Origin of the sequence: Flavobacterium succinicans (assembly GCF_001662485.1) — a bacterium.
Taxonomy (GTDB): domain Bacteria; phylum Bacteroidota; class Bacteroidia; order Flavobacteriales; family Flavobacteriaceae; genus Flavobacterium; species Flavobacterium succinicans_A.
Genome location: NZ_JMTM01000070.1, coordinates 133,741 through 151,850, shown reverse-complemented (window position 1 = coordinate 151,850; position 18,110 = coordinate 133,741). Strand labels below are relative to the sequence as shown.

Sequence of the window (18,110 nt, the reverse complement as noted above, 5' to 3'; positions counted from 1 at the left end):
CATTATGTTGAATATTTCAGAAGGCAACAAAACCAGCTTAGAATCCTTACAACGCTATAAAACCGTTAAGAATTTAAGTAATAGACCGCATTATAAAATATTAAACCGAATCATTTGGACAGTTTCGATTTTGGCGGTTATCGCACTATTTTTACCTTGGACACAAAACATTTCGGGCTCTGGAGCCGTAACTACGCTAAAACCAAACCAAAGGCCGCAATCTATTCAAAGTGTGATTTCTGGACGAATAGAAAAATGGTACGTACAAGAAGGGGATTATGTCGAGAAAGGAGACACTATCATGTTCATCTCAGAGATTAAAGAAGATTATATGGACCCGAATTTGGTTGCCAATACCAAAAATCAAGTCAATGCCAAAAAACAGGCTTTGCAATCCTATGGCTCAAAAGTAACCACCCTTTCTTCTCAAATACAAAATATAGAAAACGAAAGAAAACTCAAATTAGAACAAGCCCAAAATAAAATCAAACAAGGTTTGTTGAAAATAAAAAGCGACTCTACAGATTTAGAAGCAGTAAAAACCCAACTCAAAATCGCCAACACACAATTTAATCGTGCGTTACAATTAAATAAAGAAGGCTTAAAACCCCTAACTGATGTGGAGGAAAAAAGGCTAAAACAACAAGAAGTTGAGGCTAAAATCATTACCCAAGAAAACAAACTTTTGACCAGTAAAAATGAGTTTATCAATGCGAAAGTTGAATTAGGCAGAATAAATGCAGAATATGGAGAAAAGGTTTCTAAGGCACAAAGCGACCAATTTACCGCATTGAGCAATCAGTTTGACACTGAGGCACAAGTAAACAAATTAGAAAACCAATACGCCAATTACAGCATCCGAAATGGTATGTATTACATCAAAGCGGTGCAAAGTGGTTACATCAACCGTGCGATTCAAGCAGGTATTGGTGAAACCATCAAAGAAGGTACTCCAATAGCTACCATTATGCCAGCAAAATATGATATTGCGGTAGAAACTTTTGTGAATCCCGTGGACTTACCATTAATTAAAAAAGGAGAAAAAATAAGAGTTTGGTTTGATGGATGGCCAACTATTGTATTCTCTGGATGGCCAGATATGTCTTATGGAACTTTTGGAGGTCAAATCGTAGCTATCGAAAATTTCATTAGCGAAAACGGAAAATTCAGAGTATTGATTGCCCCCGACCCAAACGAAGCTCCTTGGCCTAAACAACTTAGAGTAGGCTCTGGCGCAGAAACTATTGCGTTGTTAAACACCGTTCCTGTTTGGTTTGAAATCTGGAGAACCCTCAACGGATTCCCGCCTGATTATTACAAAACAACAAAAAAAGACAAACCTATTAATGCAAAAAAATAATGAAACAGTTCCTGATTGTTTTCTTACTATATGGTACTTTTTTACAAGCTCAAAATTCCGCTATAATACCTTCTAGCGGCAATGAATTCAGCTATAATGAGTTTTTGGGTTATGTAAAAAAATACCATCCTTTAGTAAAAAATGCCGATTTAGAAATCACGCGTGCACAAGCCAATTTGATGATGGCAAGAGGTGGATTTGATCCAAAAATAGAAGTCGATTTTGATAAAAAGCAGTTCAAGGATAAAGAGTATTATTCTATTTTGAATAGTAGTTTTAAAATCCCCACTTGGTATGGTATTGAAGTTAAAGCGGGTTTTGATAACAGTGAAGGGATTTACTTAAACCCACAAAATACGCTTCCGAATCAAGGATTAACCTCTTTCGGGATTAGTGTGCCGTTGGGACAAGGTCTTTTGATTAATCAACGAATGGCGGATGTTCGCAAGGCCAAAATGCAAGTACAATTGAGCCAAGCCGAAAGAAAACTTGAAGCCATTGCGGTTTTGTATGATGCTTCGGTAGCGTATTTCAATTGGAAAAGAAACTATGATGAAGTTCAATTATACAAAGTCTATCAAAAAAATGCTGACATTCGTTTCAAAGGCATCGAAACCTTAATTAAACAAGGAGACAAACCCGCGATTGACAGTATAGAGGCCGGTATCATTGTAAAAAACAGAACGCTAAGTCTAGAGGATTCTGAATTGAAATTAGCTAAAGCCAAATTGGAGCTTTCCAACTATTTGTGGTTAGACAACAGTATTCCGCTGGAACTTTCGGATGCGTTGATTCCAGAAAATAAATTGGCCACTACGATTCAGGAAACCTTACGCACGAATGATTTACAAAATCAAGATTTTTCGATAACAAACCATCCAAAAATCAATGCGTTGGAACGCAAAATAGATATGCTCAATGTAGACCGAAAACTGAAAGCGAATGCCTTATTGCCTAAAATCGATTTGAGTTATTCGTATCTATCGGAACCCAGTTATATCGATAATTATCAATTTAATGACTATAAGATTGGAGTGAATTTTGCCTTTCCTTTGTTTTTGAGAAAAGAACGAGGAGGATTGAAATTGGCACAATTTAAAGTACAAGAAACACAATATGCTTTGAGCTTAGAAAGAGTACAATTGACCAACAAAATTACGGCTCAAAAAACAGAAATCACTTCGCTTACCAAACAACGCAATTTGATTGAGGGCTTGGTTAAAAATAATGAAACAATGCTGCAATCTGAGGAAAGATTATTCTCGTTTGGAGAAAGTTCGTTGTTCTTGATTAACACGCGTGAGAACAATTTGGTTTCGGCTCAACTGGCGGCGATTGCTTTGGAGAATCGATTTTTGATTTCTAATTCGGAGTTGTTTAAGATTATGGCGAATCCTGATTGATTTTTTGGGGTTTAAAACATATAAGCCATAGAAGTTTTGGAGTAAAAGTGTGGGTGTTTTTTGAACCATATAAGAAATTGAAGAACATATAAGGTTGAGTAAAAATCCGTTAAATCTGTGTAATCCGTGGCTAAGTTTAACCGCAAAGTTCGCAAGGGTTTACGCAAGGAGCGCAAAGACTAAAGTGACTTATTTTTTAAACATATAAACCATAAAAGTTTTGGAGTAAAAGTGTGGGTGTTTTTTGAACCATATAAGAAATTGAAGAACATATAAGATTGAGTAAAAATCCGTTAAATCTGTGTAATCCGTGGCTAAATTTAACCGCAAAGTTCGCAAGGGTTTACCCAAGGAGCGCAAAGACTAAAGCAACTTACTTTTAAACATATAAACCATAGAAGTTTTGGTTAAAATTGTGGGTGTTTTTTGAACCATATAAGAAATTGAAGAACATATAAGATTGAGTAAAAATCCGTTAAATCTGTGTAATCCGTGGCTAAATTTAACCGCAAAGTTCGCAAGGGTTTACCCAAGGAGCGCAAAGACTAAAGCAACTTACTTTTAAACATATAAACCATAGAAGTTTTGGTTAAAATTGTGGGTGTTTTTTGAACCATATAAGAAATTGAAGAACATATAAGGTTGAGTAAAAATCCGTTAAATCTGTGTAATCCGTGGCTAAACTTAACCGCAAAGGGCGCAAGGGTTTACGCAAGGAGCGCAAAGACTAAAGCAACTTACTTTTAAACATATAAACCATAGAAGTTTTGGTTAAAATTGTGGGTGTTTTTGAACCATATAAGAAATTGAAGAACATATAAGGTTGAGTAAAAATCCGTTAAATCTGTGTAATCCGTGGCTAAGTTTAACCGCAAAGGTTGCAAGGGTTTACGAAGGGACGCAAAGACTAAAGCAGCAGTTACATCAATTAACCGATTAAACAATTAACGCTTAACCTTAAAAAAGCACTATTGTTGGTTCTTTAGCCCCGATTGCAGTGGAAATCCTTTTTTTCTACCTTATTTTAGGTAGAAAAAAAGATTGTAGCGGAAAGCGGGAAACTTGCTGCCTGAAAATGCCGATTGTTTCGCTCCTTACTTTTTTGGTGGAAATTGTTGTGCTTCCGTAAAAAAGAAGCGATACAATTATTTTAAAAGTCGTACTTTTGCCCACTGAAAATTTAGCTGCTATGATTATTGTAAAATCAAGAGAAGAAATTGAATTGATGCGCGAAAGTGCCTTGATTGTTTCCAAAACGTTAGGAATGATTGCCTCCGAGATTAAAGAAGGAGTGACTACTTTATATTTAGACAAATTGGCCGAAGCATTCATTCGCGACCACGGTGCAGTACCGAGTTTCTTGGGATTGTATGGTTTTCCGAATTCGTTGTGTATGAGCCCAAACTCTCAGGTCGTGCACGGCATCCCGAACAACAAACCGCTAGAAAGTGGGGATGTTATTTCGGTGGATTGCGGGGCTTTCAAAAACGGATTTCACGGTGACCACGCCTACTCGTTTGAGATTGGCGAAGTAGCACCTGAAACGAAAAAATTATTACAAGTTACCAAAGAATCATTATATGTTGGAATTCGTGAATTTCGATTAGGAAATCGCGTGGAAGATGTAGGAAATGCGATTCAGAAATATACCGAAGCCCACGGTTATGGCGTGGTTCGTGAATTGGTAGGTCATGGTGTAGGACAGAAAATGCACGAAGACCCCGAAATGCCAAACTACGGCAAAAGAGGTCGCGGTAAACTTTTTGTAGAAGGTATGGTGGTGGCCATCGAACCGATGATCAATATGGGAACCAAAAACATCAAACAACACAAAGACGGCTGGACCATCACTACTGCCGATGGAAAACCAAGTGCTCACTTTGAACACGATGTGGCCATTATTGACGGAAAACCTGAAATTTTATCGACTTTCAAATACATTTACAAAGCACTTGGCATTGAAAGCGACGAAGAAGAAGAGTTTAGAAAAGTGCCTTTGGTTGTGTAAATAGAGTTTTCACAAAGATTAAAATTTCACACTAATAATAAAAACAACTACTTTTATAAAAAATAGTATACAATGAGACTAAAACTTCAAAATATTGGAATAATTGAAGAAGCCGATATTAATATTGATGGAATTACTTTAATTGCAGGTCAAAACGATTCTGGAAAAAGTACTGTTGGTAAGGTTTTGTATGCATTAATTAGAGGAGTAAACATAGATGAAGATAGATTTAATTCCTCTAAAAGTGAATTTATCAGAAATAGAATTCGAGATATTCGAAACTTATTGTTGAGAACAAAAGCATTTGAAGATAAAGATGAAGAAATACAAAAAAAATTCATTTCAACTTATTTAGAAAACGATGACTCTGTATTTAGCAAATATAGTTTTAGAATAAACATTGAAGATACAGAATCCATAAAAATTATTTTATCTGAACTGAACGATATAAATGATTTATATACAGATTATTCGAATGTGTCAATAAAAATTCAATTGGGAACCTTTATCAATGATATAACCAATCGCCTTTCAATTTCGATTGATTCAAATGAAGTATTACATTTTGAATTAGAATCCTTCTTTGAGAATGAATTTGGAAATCAATTCAAAAACAAATTTAACAAAGGAAATTCTTTTATTACTATTGAAGGAATCAAAGAAAAAAAAATAACCTTTGATGAACATTTTTCTTTTGAAGGTTTTGATGCTTTGTCAAATTTTTATTACAATGAAGTATTCTTTATCGAATCTCCAATAAATTTAGAAGATAGAATTTTCATACGCTTTAACAGTATACTTCGTGATAAAAATCAATACCTAAATAATAAAATTTTTGAGCCGAAAAAAGAACAAGATATTTTTTCAAACACAAGCATTGATTCGGAAAAATTAAACCTTATAATTTCTGAAATTATAAACGGCTCATTTGGATTTAACTCAAAAAACCAACTAATCTTTAAAAAACAGGAAGTTGAATTTGATTTAAACAATGTAGCTACTGGAATAAAAAGTTTTGGAATCATACAATTGCTATTACAAAAAGGAATTTTAAATTCGAATTCCTTATTAATTATTGATGAGCCTGAAGTACATTTACACCCGACTTGGCAAGTAAAATACGCTGAAATTTTAGTAAGACTTTCTAAAGAATTTGCAATTCCAATAGTACTAACTTCTCATAGCCCTTATTTCATTGAGGCAATAGAAGCTTATTCTAAAAAACACAAATATGAAGATTCGACTAATTTTTATTTTGCCAAGAAAAATGAAGATGGATTGTCGTCAAAAATTATTGATGTCAATAATTATTTAAGTGAAATATATTCTTCTGTATCTGAAGCTTCTTATAAACTAAGGAAAATAGAAGAGAATGAATAATAGTATACAAACGATTCTTGATCAAAATCTTAATCGTAAAACCATATCAAAATTAAGCTTAAATACAACGGGTAGAAACATTCTTGTAAATTGTAACAAAAGATGTTTCGATTTTGACAAAATACATCCAAACAATTCAACCGTAGACGCTTTAGAACACAATAAAGAAAACTATTATCTTATTGAATTTAAAGACGAAAGAGTTTACAATCCCACTCATAATTGGCAAAAAATTATGGCTCAAATTGTTTCAAAAGGATTTCAGTCAATAAATTCCATTTTAGACCTCTACATAAAAAATAATATTCAAAAAATTGAATTTCACAAAGATAAGATCAATCTATTAATTGTGTTTAGCTCTAGTAAGTCAACCGATTTAAATGATTTCAAAACATTAAAAACTTTTCTAAGAGAAAAATATGGACATATATTTGAAATAGATATTTTAAATGAAAGAATGTTTATTGAAGATTATGTTAACACTAATAAAATTGGTGTTTAAAATTTAAAAGAAATAATATTAAACGATTCATAAACACCGCTAAAGATTTCTAATTTTTTGTGAATCTCTGCGGTTTCTTTGTGAATCTTAGTGTAACAACTATGAAAAAACTTTTCAAAACCGTACTCAATACCATTCCGCGTCCATTATTAATTCGTTTGAGTTATGTGGCGCGACCCATCATTGCTTTTACCTTAAAAGGGGACAAATATACGGACCCTATTGATGGCAAAAGCTTTAAATCGATGTTGCCCTACGGATACGAAACGCAACGCAACAACGTGCTTTCTCCAAGTACGCTTTCGCTAGAAAGACACCGCTTGTTGTGGTTGTACCTCAACGAACAAACGGACTTTTTTACAGCACCCAAAAAAGTTTTGCATTTTGCTCCTGAACAAGCTTTTTACAAATTGTTCCGTCAACAAAAAAACTTGGATTACACCACTACCGATTTGTTTTCGCCTTTGGCAGATGTAAAAGCAGATATTTGTAATTTGCCTTTTGAAGACAATCAATACGATGTGATTTTGTGCAACCACGTTTTGGAACATATCCCAGACGACACCAAAGCGATGCAGGAATTGTACCGCGTGTTGAAACCTGGCGGAATGGCCATTTTACAGATTCCACAGGACTTAAATCGTGAAGTGACCTTTGCCGATGACTCGATTACCGACCAAAAAGAACGTGCCAAAATATTTGGACAATACGACCACGTGCGCATTTATGGGCGTGACTATTTTGACAAATTAAGAAGCATTGGTTTTACGGTAATTGAAGAGGATTATACCCGCAAAATTGCTCCTGAATTGGTAGAAAAATACTGTTTGGCCAAAGGCGAAATTATCCCAGTTTGTTTTAAATAAAAACGATTTTTTCCAATTAGTAATTTGACACAGATTACACAGATGTTCACAGATTTAAATAAGTGCTAGATAGCATTAAAAAAACTTTGTGTGATTTGCGTAAAACTTTGTGCCCCTTGCGGTTAAATTTTTGGACACAGATTAAACAAATCTTTACCTATTAACAGATGCTATCTGTGATTTGATAAGGCGAAGCAAATTTGTATTTAAAATAATCAAAAACAATCTTATAAATAATTGTATTTGGAACCCGAAAATCATTTCCAGTTTTGCTTTGATCTTAGTTTTGAAGCGAGACTCAATTACTATATCCCTACTTCCTATGTAGCTAGGCATAAGGATACTATCACATATTTAGAGAAAAAAGCAAGTCCTGATGTTCTTCAAAGTATGGGGATAACGCTTGAGAACTTAAATACTGCTACACAAAAAATAGTGTCGCTTTGTGAAGTACTCCAACCTGAAGCCCTGTTTAAGAAATACCGAACTAAAAGCAAATCGGCTAAAAAAATTGAAGATTTACTGAAGGATGAAAAACTAAAATGGGGTATTGAACAGTTTATAAAAACAAGCTTAGCGCAATTTTATACGTTAGTAAAAGAGAACGATTTCCCTCTTTCGCTGAACTTGGGGAAAGAAAAAGATTTTCGTTTAAGCCGTATCACCACTCAAAATCCAGGTTTGGGAACCGAATTGCATTTTGACAAACACGACAATGGGATTTCGTACACCTTACAACTGAAAGATACTGATACTACGTTTTACCCCTCGAATACTAAAATCGCACTCTTATTAGACGATCCCGCTTGGGTTGTTGCACATCATAAATTGTATCAACTAAAAAACATTAATTCGAAAAAAATTACACCTTTTTTGACCAAAAAAGTGGTGGAAATCCCCTCGAAATTAGTGCCCGATTATTTTGAAAAGTTCATCAAAGACATAGCCAAAAAAGTAGACATTACGGCTACAGGATTTGAAGTCATTACTCGCGAAACCATACAAAATTGTACACTACAGCTAGTTCATGATTTTTTCAAAAACAGCTATTTTATTGGGCTTTTATTTGATTATGATGGCTATGTGTTTGATGCTACTATACCCAAAAATAGCCATTCAGAAATTGACTTAAAGGATTTGAACAACATCCAATTGGTACAATACAAACGAACCGAAGCTGAAAATAATTACAACCAAGCCTTATTGGATTTAGGTTTGAATAAAAACGATAATAATTTATTTGAGCTTAAGCAAAATGTAACGAATCTAGATCCGTATGCTAGTATTCAGTGGGCTATCGAAAATAAAGAAAAACTAGCATCTTTAGGTTTTTCATTAGAAAATTTAAAAATAGACGGGAAGAAAATCGATAGCAATACCGTAACGATTGCATTCTCCAACACCATTCAAAATGACTGGTTTGACATCAAAATGACGGTGGTTTGTGATGATTTTGAATTTAATTTCAGCGAGTTAATTCCGAATATCAAAAACAAAAATCGTCTGTTTGCCTTGCCCAACGGAAATTACTTTTTGATTCCATCAGAATGGATGACGCGCTACAGTGCGATGGCAAAATTGGCTAAAATCAAAAATGGAATTCTTGCGGTGCTCAAAAGTAATTTTGCGGTTTTTGAAGACATTCCGCAGTTGAAACAGGCCTTGCACGTGAAGGAATCTGTTCAATACCAACCTTCGCCTTTGGTTAAAGCCACCTTGCGACCGTATCAAATAGAAGGTGTGCAATGGCTTTTGGAACACTACAACAACGGTCTAGGCGCTTGCTTGGCCGATGATATGGGACTGGGGAAAACGTTGCAAACCTTATCCACGCTGGTTGCGGTACAAGAACAACTAGAGGTTGAAAAAGCCGAAAACATTCAGCTCGATTTGTTTGGCAACGAAATTCCTGTAGCCAAAGAATACTTAAAAGCGTTGATTGTGCTTCCCTCCTCTTTGGTGTTCAATTGGTACAATGAAGCTAGAAAATTTACGCCGCATTTTCGAAGAATTCAGTATGTAGGTCAAGACCGAAAATTACTATCTAAAAAATTAGAAAAATACGACTTGATCTTTACCAGCTATGCCGTAGTGTCGAGAGACCTTTCGATTTTAGAAAAATACCAATTTCGCTATTTGATTTTGGACGAAAGTCATTATATCAAAAACAAAAATTCGAAAATCTTTAAAGCCATTAATCAACTGCAAACCACTCATAAAATCTCGTTAAGCGGCACGCCTATTGAAAATTCATTAGACGATTTGTGGTCGCAAATGCAATTTATCAATCCAAATATTTTGGGGAGTTATGCTTTTTTTGCTGAGCATTACAAATTTCCGATTGAGAAAAAACAAGACGAAAACAGTCTCGCAGAACTCAAAACCTTAGTGAGTCCTTTTATTTTAAGACGTACCAAAGAGCAAGTTTTAAAAGACTTACCCGAACTCTCGGAGCAAGTCTTCTATTGCGAGATGGAACCCGAACAAGAGAAATTATACGAAGAAGAAAAGTCGAAAGCGAGAAACGCACTTTTAAAAACCGATGGTTCTGGCATTGATAAAATCAATATTATCAATACCTTGATGCGTTTGAGACAATTGAGCAATCACCCAAAAATGGTCGATGCCAACTCTGAAATGGATTCGGGAAAATATATGGCAGTGACCCGTTATTTGGAAACCTTGGTGCAATCCAATCAAAAAACGATAGTATTCAGTTCGTTTGTATCGAATTTGGAGTTTTATAAAAAATGGAGCCTCGAAAACAACATTGATTATTGTGAACTCACAGGCGCTACGCCTCAAAAAGAACGTGCGTATCAAGTTCAGAAATTTCAAGAGCAAGAGCGCTCAAAATTGTTTTTTATTTCCTTAAAAGCGGGTGGCGTGGGGCTCAATATTACCAAAGCGTCTTATGTTTTGTTTTTGGACCCTTGGTGGAATCCCTTTGCCGAAAAGCAAGGTATTGGTCGTGCCCATCGCATTGGACAGTTGAACAAAGTAAATGTAGTCCGATTCATTACTAAAAATACGGTGGAGGAAAAAATCATTCGTTTGCAGGAAAACAAAAAACTGCTTTCAGATGCGTTGCTTGATGAACAGCACATCAGCCCAGAACTTGAAGAAAATTTAGATTTTATTTTAACCTAAAAAAAACCTGCTACTTCATAGAAATAGCAGGTTTTAGGTTTTGTGTTCTCTTTTGTGATTTATGATTTGCTTTCAGGCATCAACATCCCAATTACTTTGTCTTTGGTTAAATACTTTTTAGCCACTTCTTGAATGTCTTTTGCAGTGATAGCATTCACTTCGGCTTCGTATTTCAAGGCGTTTTCAGGATTGCTTCCATACAGGAAAGATCTAGTGAAATTAGTCAACCAAAAACGGTTTTCTTTACTGTCTTTTCTATAATCGGCCAATTCTCCTTCTTTGTATTTGGCTACATCTTTTTCCTCTGGACCATTGGTAATAATCTTTTGTAACTCGTTCAATGCCGATGCTGTAAGCTTCTCTGCATTATCAGGACCACAAGGAAAATTAATAGTAAAATTATAAGATCCGTAAGGCACTTTGTTCATACTACCACGAGCTGAAACCCCATATACCCCGCTTTCAGATTCACGCAATTGCTCAATCAATTTAATAGTCAATACTTCCCCTAAAGCTTCTATCGCTAAAGCTTCTTTTGGAGAATATTTTGCCTCTCCATAGAACATAATATTCACATTACTTTTAGGATCGGTTCCTTTGTTCACCACTTTCTTCAAATCGCCTTTTAGCATACGGTAACCTAAGTCTACTGTTTTTTCTTTGGCTGCTGTTGTAGGCAAAGAAGCTAAGTACTTGGTAGCAAAAGCTTCGATAGTTTTATCGTCTACATTTCCAACGAAGAAAAATTCAAAATCGGCGGCATTAGCAAAACGCTCTTTGTATTTGTCATACGCTAACTTATAATCCGTTTCGGCCCACGATTTATCTGTTGGCATGATTCCGTTAAATCTTGGGTTTTCTTTATTCAAATAGGTGTAAAACTCTTGTTGGAAATAATATTGTGGTTGTGAAGCCATGTTTTTGAAGAAACTAGCTTGTTTTTGTTTAAAGCCTTCAAATGCTTCTGGATCAAAATTCAAATCAGTAAAATAAGCATGCACCATTTGGAACAAATATTCTAAATCTTTTGGGGTAGTATTTCCTCTAAGTCCTTCTGTTGTTTGACCAATGTATGGATTGACACGTGCAATTTTTCCTGTCATGAATTTGTTGATGTCATTCAATTTCAATCCTGAAAATCCTGCTTCGGCAAGTGCTCCGTTGGCAAATTGTACTTTTTTCATTACTTCATTCGAGTACAAATTGCTTCCTCCTAAACTTACAGCTTCAAAAAGCACTTCGTCGTTTTTGAAATCGGTCGTTTTGTATACTACTTTTACACCATTAGACAAGACTAACGTTTTAGTACCTAAAGTAGCATTGGCTTCTCTTTTTACTATAGTTCCTGCTTTTGCCTCTTTTCTAAGTAAACTCGTCGCCACCGCCTTATCTTCATAAGGTTTCAAATCTGCTTCATTTACTTTTAGCGTTTCTAACACTTCTTGTTCCGTAACTTTTTTCAAGTTATCTTTTTGTGGTCCAGTAAAAACAACCACGCGATTATCTTCTTTGATATAATTTTTGATAAACCCATTTACATCTGCCAAAGCAATCGTTGGCAATATTTTTTTCATGGTTTCAAAAGTCCATTCTATTCCAGGTAGAGGTTCTTGCTCAAGGAAATTCAATTGCATTTCTTCTACAAAATTCTCGGAATCTGTTTTAGTTCTGTCGTTGTAATTCTTTTCAATTTGTGCTAAGAAATCGGCTTTGGCTCTATCCAATTCACCTGAAGTAAAACCAAATTTTCTGGCTCTTTCATTTTCGGTCACCAACACTTTCAAAGCGCTTAATTGCTTGTCTTCAGCCATCATGGCAACAGACTGATAGGCCTTTTTAGTTCTAGCATACGTCCCTCCATAATAGGAATATCCAAAAGTAAAGGGCGGTGTAGCAGAATTAGTCAATTCCTCAAGACGATTGTTCAATAAAGTGGTAAACAAGCCTTCTACAAGATAACTTCTAAAATCTCCAATTGTTGTAATCTTCTTTGGTGCATCATAATCTTTGTAGACCAACTGCACCTGAGTATTCGAAGCTTCTTTATCACTTTCTACCGCAACAAAAGTTTCCTTGTGATTGGGTACTTCAAAAACGTTTCTCACTTTTTCGTTGGCTGGGTTTTTATAAGCTGAGAAATGTTCTTTAATTTTCTTTTCCATTTCGGCTACATCAATATCACCAACCACAATAACGCTCATCAAATTGGGACGGTACCAATCTTTATAGAAACGAGTTAAGGTTTCGTATTTGAATTTTTCTAAAATCTCTTTTTGACCAATTGGCAATCGATTGGCGTATTTAGAATTGTACATCATTTTAGGAAGATAACGCCCCATCATTCTTTTTTGAGCCCCTAATCCTAAACGATATTCTTCCAGAACTACACCTCGTTCTTTATCAATTTCCTCAGGTGTCAATACGGTATTGAATGCCCAATCCTCTAAAATTTGGAATCCTTTCTCTAATTTTTCTGGATTATCAGAAGGAATCGGAAGAAAATAAACGGTTTCGTCAAAGCTAGTGTAAGCATTAAGATGCTGACCAAATTTAACTCCAATACTTTGTAAATAATCTACTAATTGATTCTTCGGAAAACGTTTTGTGCCGTTAAAACACATATGCTCCATAAAGTGAGCCAAACCTTGTTGGTCATCGTCTTCCAAAATAGAACCTGCGTTTACGACCAATCTAAGGTCTACTTTCTTTTCTGGTTTGGCATTCTTTTTAATGTAGTAGGTTAACCCATTATCGAGTTTACCGGTTTTGACATTAGGATCAAATGGAATAGCCTGTCCATAATCCATAGTTTGGGCTAATATTGCTACAGGAAACAACATTATCCCTAGTGCAAATTGGTTGAATTTTTTCATAAAAATATGTTTTGTTGATAGCATAAAACTATAGATTTAACTACAAATCGAAATCTTTATTATAAAAAAATTAACAGAAATTACTTCTAAAAAAATAATATCCTCAATTTAACTACAAAAAAACACGATAAATAAAGCGGTTTAGTATATTTACACTACAAAATAATCAAAAATGCGGTACCGTTTATTTAAAATCTTCTTGGGAGTACTTGGCTTTTTATCTATAGAAATCATTGAAGCTCAAAACCTTCAAGAAATAATCCCACCTTACAACATTAAGACTATTTCCTTTATGGACAATGGCCAAAATGTAATTCCGGTCTTTAAATTGGGGGAAGCATTCGAGCTTAATTTTGATGATTTATTTGGGAATGAAGCCAATTATTACTACGAAATTATTCATTGTGACTACAACTGGGTGCCTTCAGATATTCCCAAACAAGAATACCTTAAAGGCCTTGACAACCAAAGAATTATTAATTACTCTAATTCCTTTAACTGTTTGCAATTGTACTCACATTACCAATTAAGCATACCCAATCAGTTTACACAATTGGCTTTGAGTGGCAATTATATGATCAAAATATTAAATGAAGATAGAGAAGTTGTTTTTTCAAGGAAATTTATTATTTACGAAGACCTAGCGTCAGTACGCTTGCAAATCAAGAGAGGTAGAAACTTGAGCACCATTGAAAGCAAACAAAACCTAGATTTTTCCATAACGTCTAAGAGCCTTACTTTTCAAAATCCATTACAAAATGTCAAGGTGCTTCTTTTACAAAATCGTCAATTCAACACGGGAATCAAAAACATTGCTCCGCAATACACCATTGGCAACGAATTAATTTACAAATACGATACTGAAACACAATTTTGGGCCGGCAATGAATTTCGTTTTTTTGACAATAAAGAAATCAGAAATGCCTCGAACAATGTTTCCAGAATAAGTTCGAGTGGCGGTATTTATAACGGTTTTTTATTTACAGACGAAGCCAGAGCGAACTTTCCCTATAGTTTTACACTTGATGCCAACGGAAACTTTGTAGTTCGAAACTTGAATGCCACCAATCAAAAAATCGAAGCCGATTACGCGTGGATTTATTTTAGTCTCTCTGCCCCAAGCTTTCGAGTAGACAAAGACATTTACATCACGGGTATGTTCAACAATTATGCGCTTACTCCCGAAAACAAAATGGAATACAATCAGAAAAAAAACCTTTACGAAAAAGCCCTGCTCATCAAACAAGGTTTTACCAATTATCAATATGTTGTTGCTGACGCTAAAGGAAATTTAGATCCCGAAAACAGTATCGATGGTAATTTCTATCAAACTGAAAATGAATATGAAGTAATCGTATATTACAGAGAAAACACACAAAGATATGATCGCGTAATTGGTTTTGTCACATTGAATTCAATTAACATTACCAATTAAATAAAAAATTAAAAATCAATACATTTTTTTGTAATTTTGTCATTATTCAGCAGCTACTTTTCACAATTATGGTTTCACAAATAACAAGAGGCATAAAAATATCAGTTTTGACTAGTTTTGAAGGGACTTACTTCAAAAACTATAAAATACATTTTGCTTTTAGTTACCAAATAACAATTGAGAATCACAGCAAAGATTCTGTCCAACTTACCTCTCGACATTGGGAAATCTTCGATTCACTCAATTACAATGAGTTGGTAGATGGCGAAGGAGTCATCGGAAAAAAACCTGTATTAAAACCGGGTGAACAACACACCTACAGCTCTGGTTGTTTATTATCCTCGCCTTATGGTGCCATGAAAGGATACTTCAACATGATTAATTTCACCACTACAAAAAATTTCAAAGTGATTGTGCCTAATTTTAGACTATGCGCACCTTTTGCTTTGAATTAATTTGACTTTTATTCTGTTATTTGGAATTAAAATTTCATTTTTACTTTGTACTTTTGCATCAAATTATTACCTATAGCCCAATCATCGTAATTTTCTGTTCAATTATCTAATATAAAAAATATGCTAAAAGGATTTTTTAATGTACCCAAAGCGGTTAACGAACCTGTAAAAGGTTACACCCCTAACTCCCCAGAAAAAGCAGCAGTTCTTGCAGCATACAAAGCCATGTGGAATTCAAAAATTGACGTTCCTTTATACATTGGTAGCGAAGAAATCAAAACGGGTAATACTAGAAACATGACCGCTCCACACGATCACCAACATGTGGTAGGAACGTATCATTTAGCCGAAAAAACACATATTGAAAAAGCTATCGCCAATGCTTTAGAAGCCAGAACAGCATGGGCAAACATGGCATGGGAACAACGTGCGGCTATATTCTTAAAAGCTGCCGAGTTGATTGCTGGACCTTACAGAGCGAAAATCAACGCTGCAACTATGATTGCACAATCTAAAAATATTCATCAAGCTGAAATCGATGCATCTTGCGAGTTAATTGACTTTTTACGTTTCAACGTAGAATTTATGACTCAAATCTATGCTGATCAACCTAAATCGACTTCTGATATGTGGAACCGATTAGAATACCGCCCGCTAGAAGGATTCGTATACGCAATCACTCCATTCAACTTTACCGCTATTGCTGCCAATCTTCCAGCAAGTGCTGCTATGATGGGTAACGTAGTAATTTGGAAGCCAAGTGACAGCCAAGTATTCTCTGCAAAAATCATCATCGATGTGTTCAAAGAAGCAGGAGTTCCTGATGGCGTAATCAACGTGGTTTTTGGAGATGCTTTAATGATTACTGATACGGTTTTGGCAAGTCGTGATTTTGCTGGAATTCATTTTACAGGTTCAACACATGTATTTAAAGATATCTGGTCTAAAATCGGAACCAATATTCATCATTATAAAACGTACCCAAGAATTGTAGGAGAAACTGGTGGTAAAGATTTCGTGGTAGCGCATCCAAGTGCTAATGTAAAACAAGTAGCGACTGGAATTGTTCGTGGCGCTTTCGAGTTCCAAGGACAAAAATGTTCTGCCGCTTCAAGAGCTTATGTCCCTCAAAGTATGTGGCCAGCCTTAAAAGAACAATTGATTACAGACACCAAATCCATGAAAATGGGTTCTCCAGAAGATTTTAGTAACTTTATTACAGCCGTAATCCACGAAGGTTCATTTGACAAATTAGCTAGCTATATTGATCAAGCTAAGGCAGCTACTGATGCTGAAATTATTGTTGGTGGAAATTACGACAAATCAGTGGGGTATTTTATTGAACCTACCATTATCGTAACCAGCAATCCTAAGTACACTACTATGGAAACCGAATTATTCGGTCCTGTAATCACCATCTATGTTTACGAAGATGCAAATTGGGCAGAAACCTTAAAATTGGTAGACACTACTTCTGAGTACGCTTTAACAGGAGCCATCTTCAGTCAAGACCGTTACGCCATCGAAGAAGCTACTGTTGCTTTACAAAATGCAGCTGGTAATTTCTACATCAACGACAAACCAACGGGCGCTGTAGTAGGTATGCAACCGTTTGGAGGCGCAAGAGCTTCAGGAACCAACGACAAAGCAGGTTCTGCCTTGAACTTATTGCGTTGGGTTTCTCCAAGAACTATCAAAGAAACTTTTGTAACACCAGAAGATTACAGATATCCATTTTTAGGAGAATAATTTTCTAAACACAATTATTTAAAAACCCCACATAAATCAACATTGATTTTTGTGGGGTTTATTGTTTACTCTATTTTAGGAACAGCATCAAAAGGCATTTTAGCCAGCAAAGTCCCGCTGTACGCTATATCTTGCTTGCCGAACCCCGTCAAGCAAGGATGCCGCTCCCATCGGGGTTAATAGGGAAAATGGATCCTTTTTTGTGAGCAATATAAATTACACCACAAACTTCAACGGCAAGTGCACCACTTTTTTGGTTTCAAAAAATTCATCTTCAAAAATGTCGGCCAAATTATATTCTGTAGCTTTCGGAAAATCCTTCAACTCTTCGGTCAAATCGCCTCCTTTTAAATACAAAATTCCATTTTTCAATTCGTGTTTGTGTTGTTTTTTGATTTTGGTTTTTACCCAAGAAACAAAGTCTGGCATGTTGGTCACCGCTCGACTTACAATAAAATCAAAATCGCCTTTTACATTTTCGGCACGAATCTGTTCTGCTTTTACGTTTTTTAATTCTAAAGCTTCAGCAACCGCTTTGACCACTTTTATTTTTTTGGCAATAACATCAATCAAATAAAAACGTGTTTCTGGAAACAAAATAGCTAGTGGAATTCCAGGAAAACCGCCACCTGTCCCCACGTCCAACACATAAGTCCCAGGTTCGAATTTATTTATTTTGGCAATTCCTAACGAATGCAAAACATGTTTGGTATACAAAGCATCTATATCTTTTCTAGAAATAACATTTATCTTTTCATTCCAATCGTGGTACAAAAAATCCAATTTTGCAAACTGTTCTTTTTGCACCTCTGTCAAATCAGGAAAATACTTTAGAATTTCATCCATGGTATAAAATTTTTAACAAAAGTACTTATTTTAGTGCGGAAATTTTTAACTCAATAATGCATATTCGAAAATTTATAATAGTT

12 protein-coding genes are annotated in these 18,110 nt (G+C 35.2%); 10 read left to right on the top strand and 2 right to left on the bottom strand.

The features are described 5' to 3' along the window. Positions 1–4 precede the first annotated feature (4 nt). The 7 genes from FLB_RS13195 (at position 5) to FLB_RS13165 (ending at position 10,669) form a co-directional block, all read left to right on the top strand. A complete protein-coding gene (locus tag FLB_RS13195) occupies positions 5–1,360 on the top strand; it encodes an HlyD family secretion protein (RefSeq protein WP_064716420.1) in 1,356 nt (451 codons plus the stop codon). Beyond that, positions 1,360–2,763, top strand: a complete 1,404-nt coding sequence (locus FLB_RS13190) for a TolC family protein (RefSeq protein WP_064716419.1) — start codon at positions 1,360–1,362, stop codon at positions 2,761–2,763. Before FLB_RS13195 ends, FLB_RS13190 begins: the two co-directional genes overlap by 1 nt. Before the next feature lie 1,189 nt (positions 2,764–3,952). After that, complete coding sequence (gene map / locus FLB_RS13185; protein WP_064716418.1) at positions 3,953–4,771, top strand: type I methionyl aminopeptidase; 819 nt, start codon at positions 3,953–3,955, stop codon at positions 4,769–4,771. A 72-nt stretch (positions 4,772–4,843) separates the two neighbouring features. Beyond that, positions 4,844–6,151 (top strand): AAA family ATPase, encoded by a 1,308-nt coding sequence (locus FLB_RS13180; RefSeq protein WP_064716417.1) that lies wholly within the window; start codon positions 4,844–4,846, stop codon positions 6,149–6,151. After that, positions 6,144–6,653 carry a hypothetical protein gene (locus FLB_RS13175; RefSeq protein ID WP_064716416.1) on the top strand — a complete coding sequence of 170 codons (510 nt, stop codon included), beginning with the start codon at positions 6,144–6,146 and terminating at the stop codon, positions 6,651–6,653. The genes FLB_RS13180 and FLB_RS13175 overlap by 8 nt, the downstream gene beginning before the upstream one ends. Before the next feature lie 101 nt (positions 6,654–6,754). Beyond that, on the top strand, positions 6,755–7,519 hold the full coding sequence (locus FLB_RS13170) for a class I SAM-dependent methyltransferase (RefSeq protein WP_064716415.1): 765 nt from the start codon (positions 6,755–6,757) through the stop codon (positions 7,517–7,519). A gap of 243 nt (positions 7,520–7,762) precedes the next feature. After that, a complete protein-coding gene (locus FLB_RS13165) occupies positions 7,763–10,669 on the top strand; it encodes a DEAD/DEAH box helicase (protein WP_064716494.1) in 2,907 nt (968 codons plus the stop codon). Between the two features lie 59 nt (positions 10,670–10,728). On the opposite strand, the gene FLB_RS13160 is transcribed toward FLB_RS13165, so the two are convergent. Continuing rightward, a complete protein-coding gene (locus tag FLB_RS13160) occupies positions 10,729–13,542 on the bottom strand; it encodes a M16 family metallopeptidase (RefSeq protein ID WP_064716493.1) in 2,814 nt (937 codons plus the stop codon). Positions 13,543–13,714: 172 nt separating this feature from the next. On the opposite strand from FLB_RS13160, the gene FLB_RS13155 reads away from it, so the two are divergent. The 3 genes from FLB_RS13155 (at position 13,715) to pruA (ending at position 17,181) form a co-directional block, all read left to right on the top strand. Then, the gene (locus tag FLB_RS13155) at positions 13,715–14,977 is read left to right on the top strand and encodes a DUF5103 domain-containing protein (protein ID WP_064716414.1); all 1,263 of its coding nucleotides are present in this window, start codon (positions 13,715–13,717) and stop codon (positions 14,975–14,977) included. 68 nt (positions 14,978–15,045) lie between these two features. Then, a complete protein-coding gene (gene apaG / locus FLB_RS13150) occupies positions 15,046–15,432 on the top strand; it encodes a Co2+/Mg2+ efflux protein ApaG (RefSeq protein ID WP_064716413.1) in 387 nt (128 codons plus the stop codon). 120 nt (positions 15,433–15,552) lie between these two features. Beyond that, positions 15,553–17,181 (top strand): L-glutamate gamma-semialdehyde dehydrogenase, encoded by a 1,629-nt coding sequence (gene pruA / locus FLB_RS13145; RefSeq protein ID WP_064716412.1) that lies wholly within the window; start codon positions 15,553–15,555, stop codon positions 17,179–17,181. Between the two features lie 216 nt (positions 17,182–17,397). Here the strand turns inward: pruA and rsmG are convergent, their stop codons facing one another. Beyond that, the gene (rsmG, locus tag FLB_RS13140) at positions 17,398–18,027 is read right to left on the bottom strand and encodes a 16S rRNA (guanine(527)-N(7))-methyltransferase RsmG (RefSeq protein WP_064716411.1); all 630 of its coding nucleotides are present in this window, start codon (positions 18,025–18,027) and stop codon (positions 17,398–17,400) included. Between the last annotated feature and the right edge of the window lie 83 nt (positions 18,028–18,110).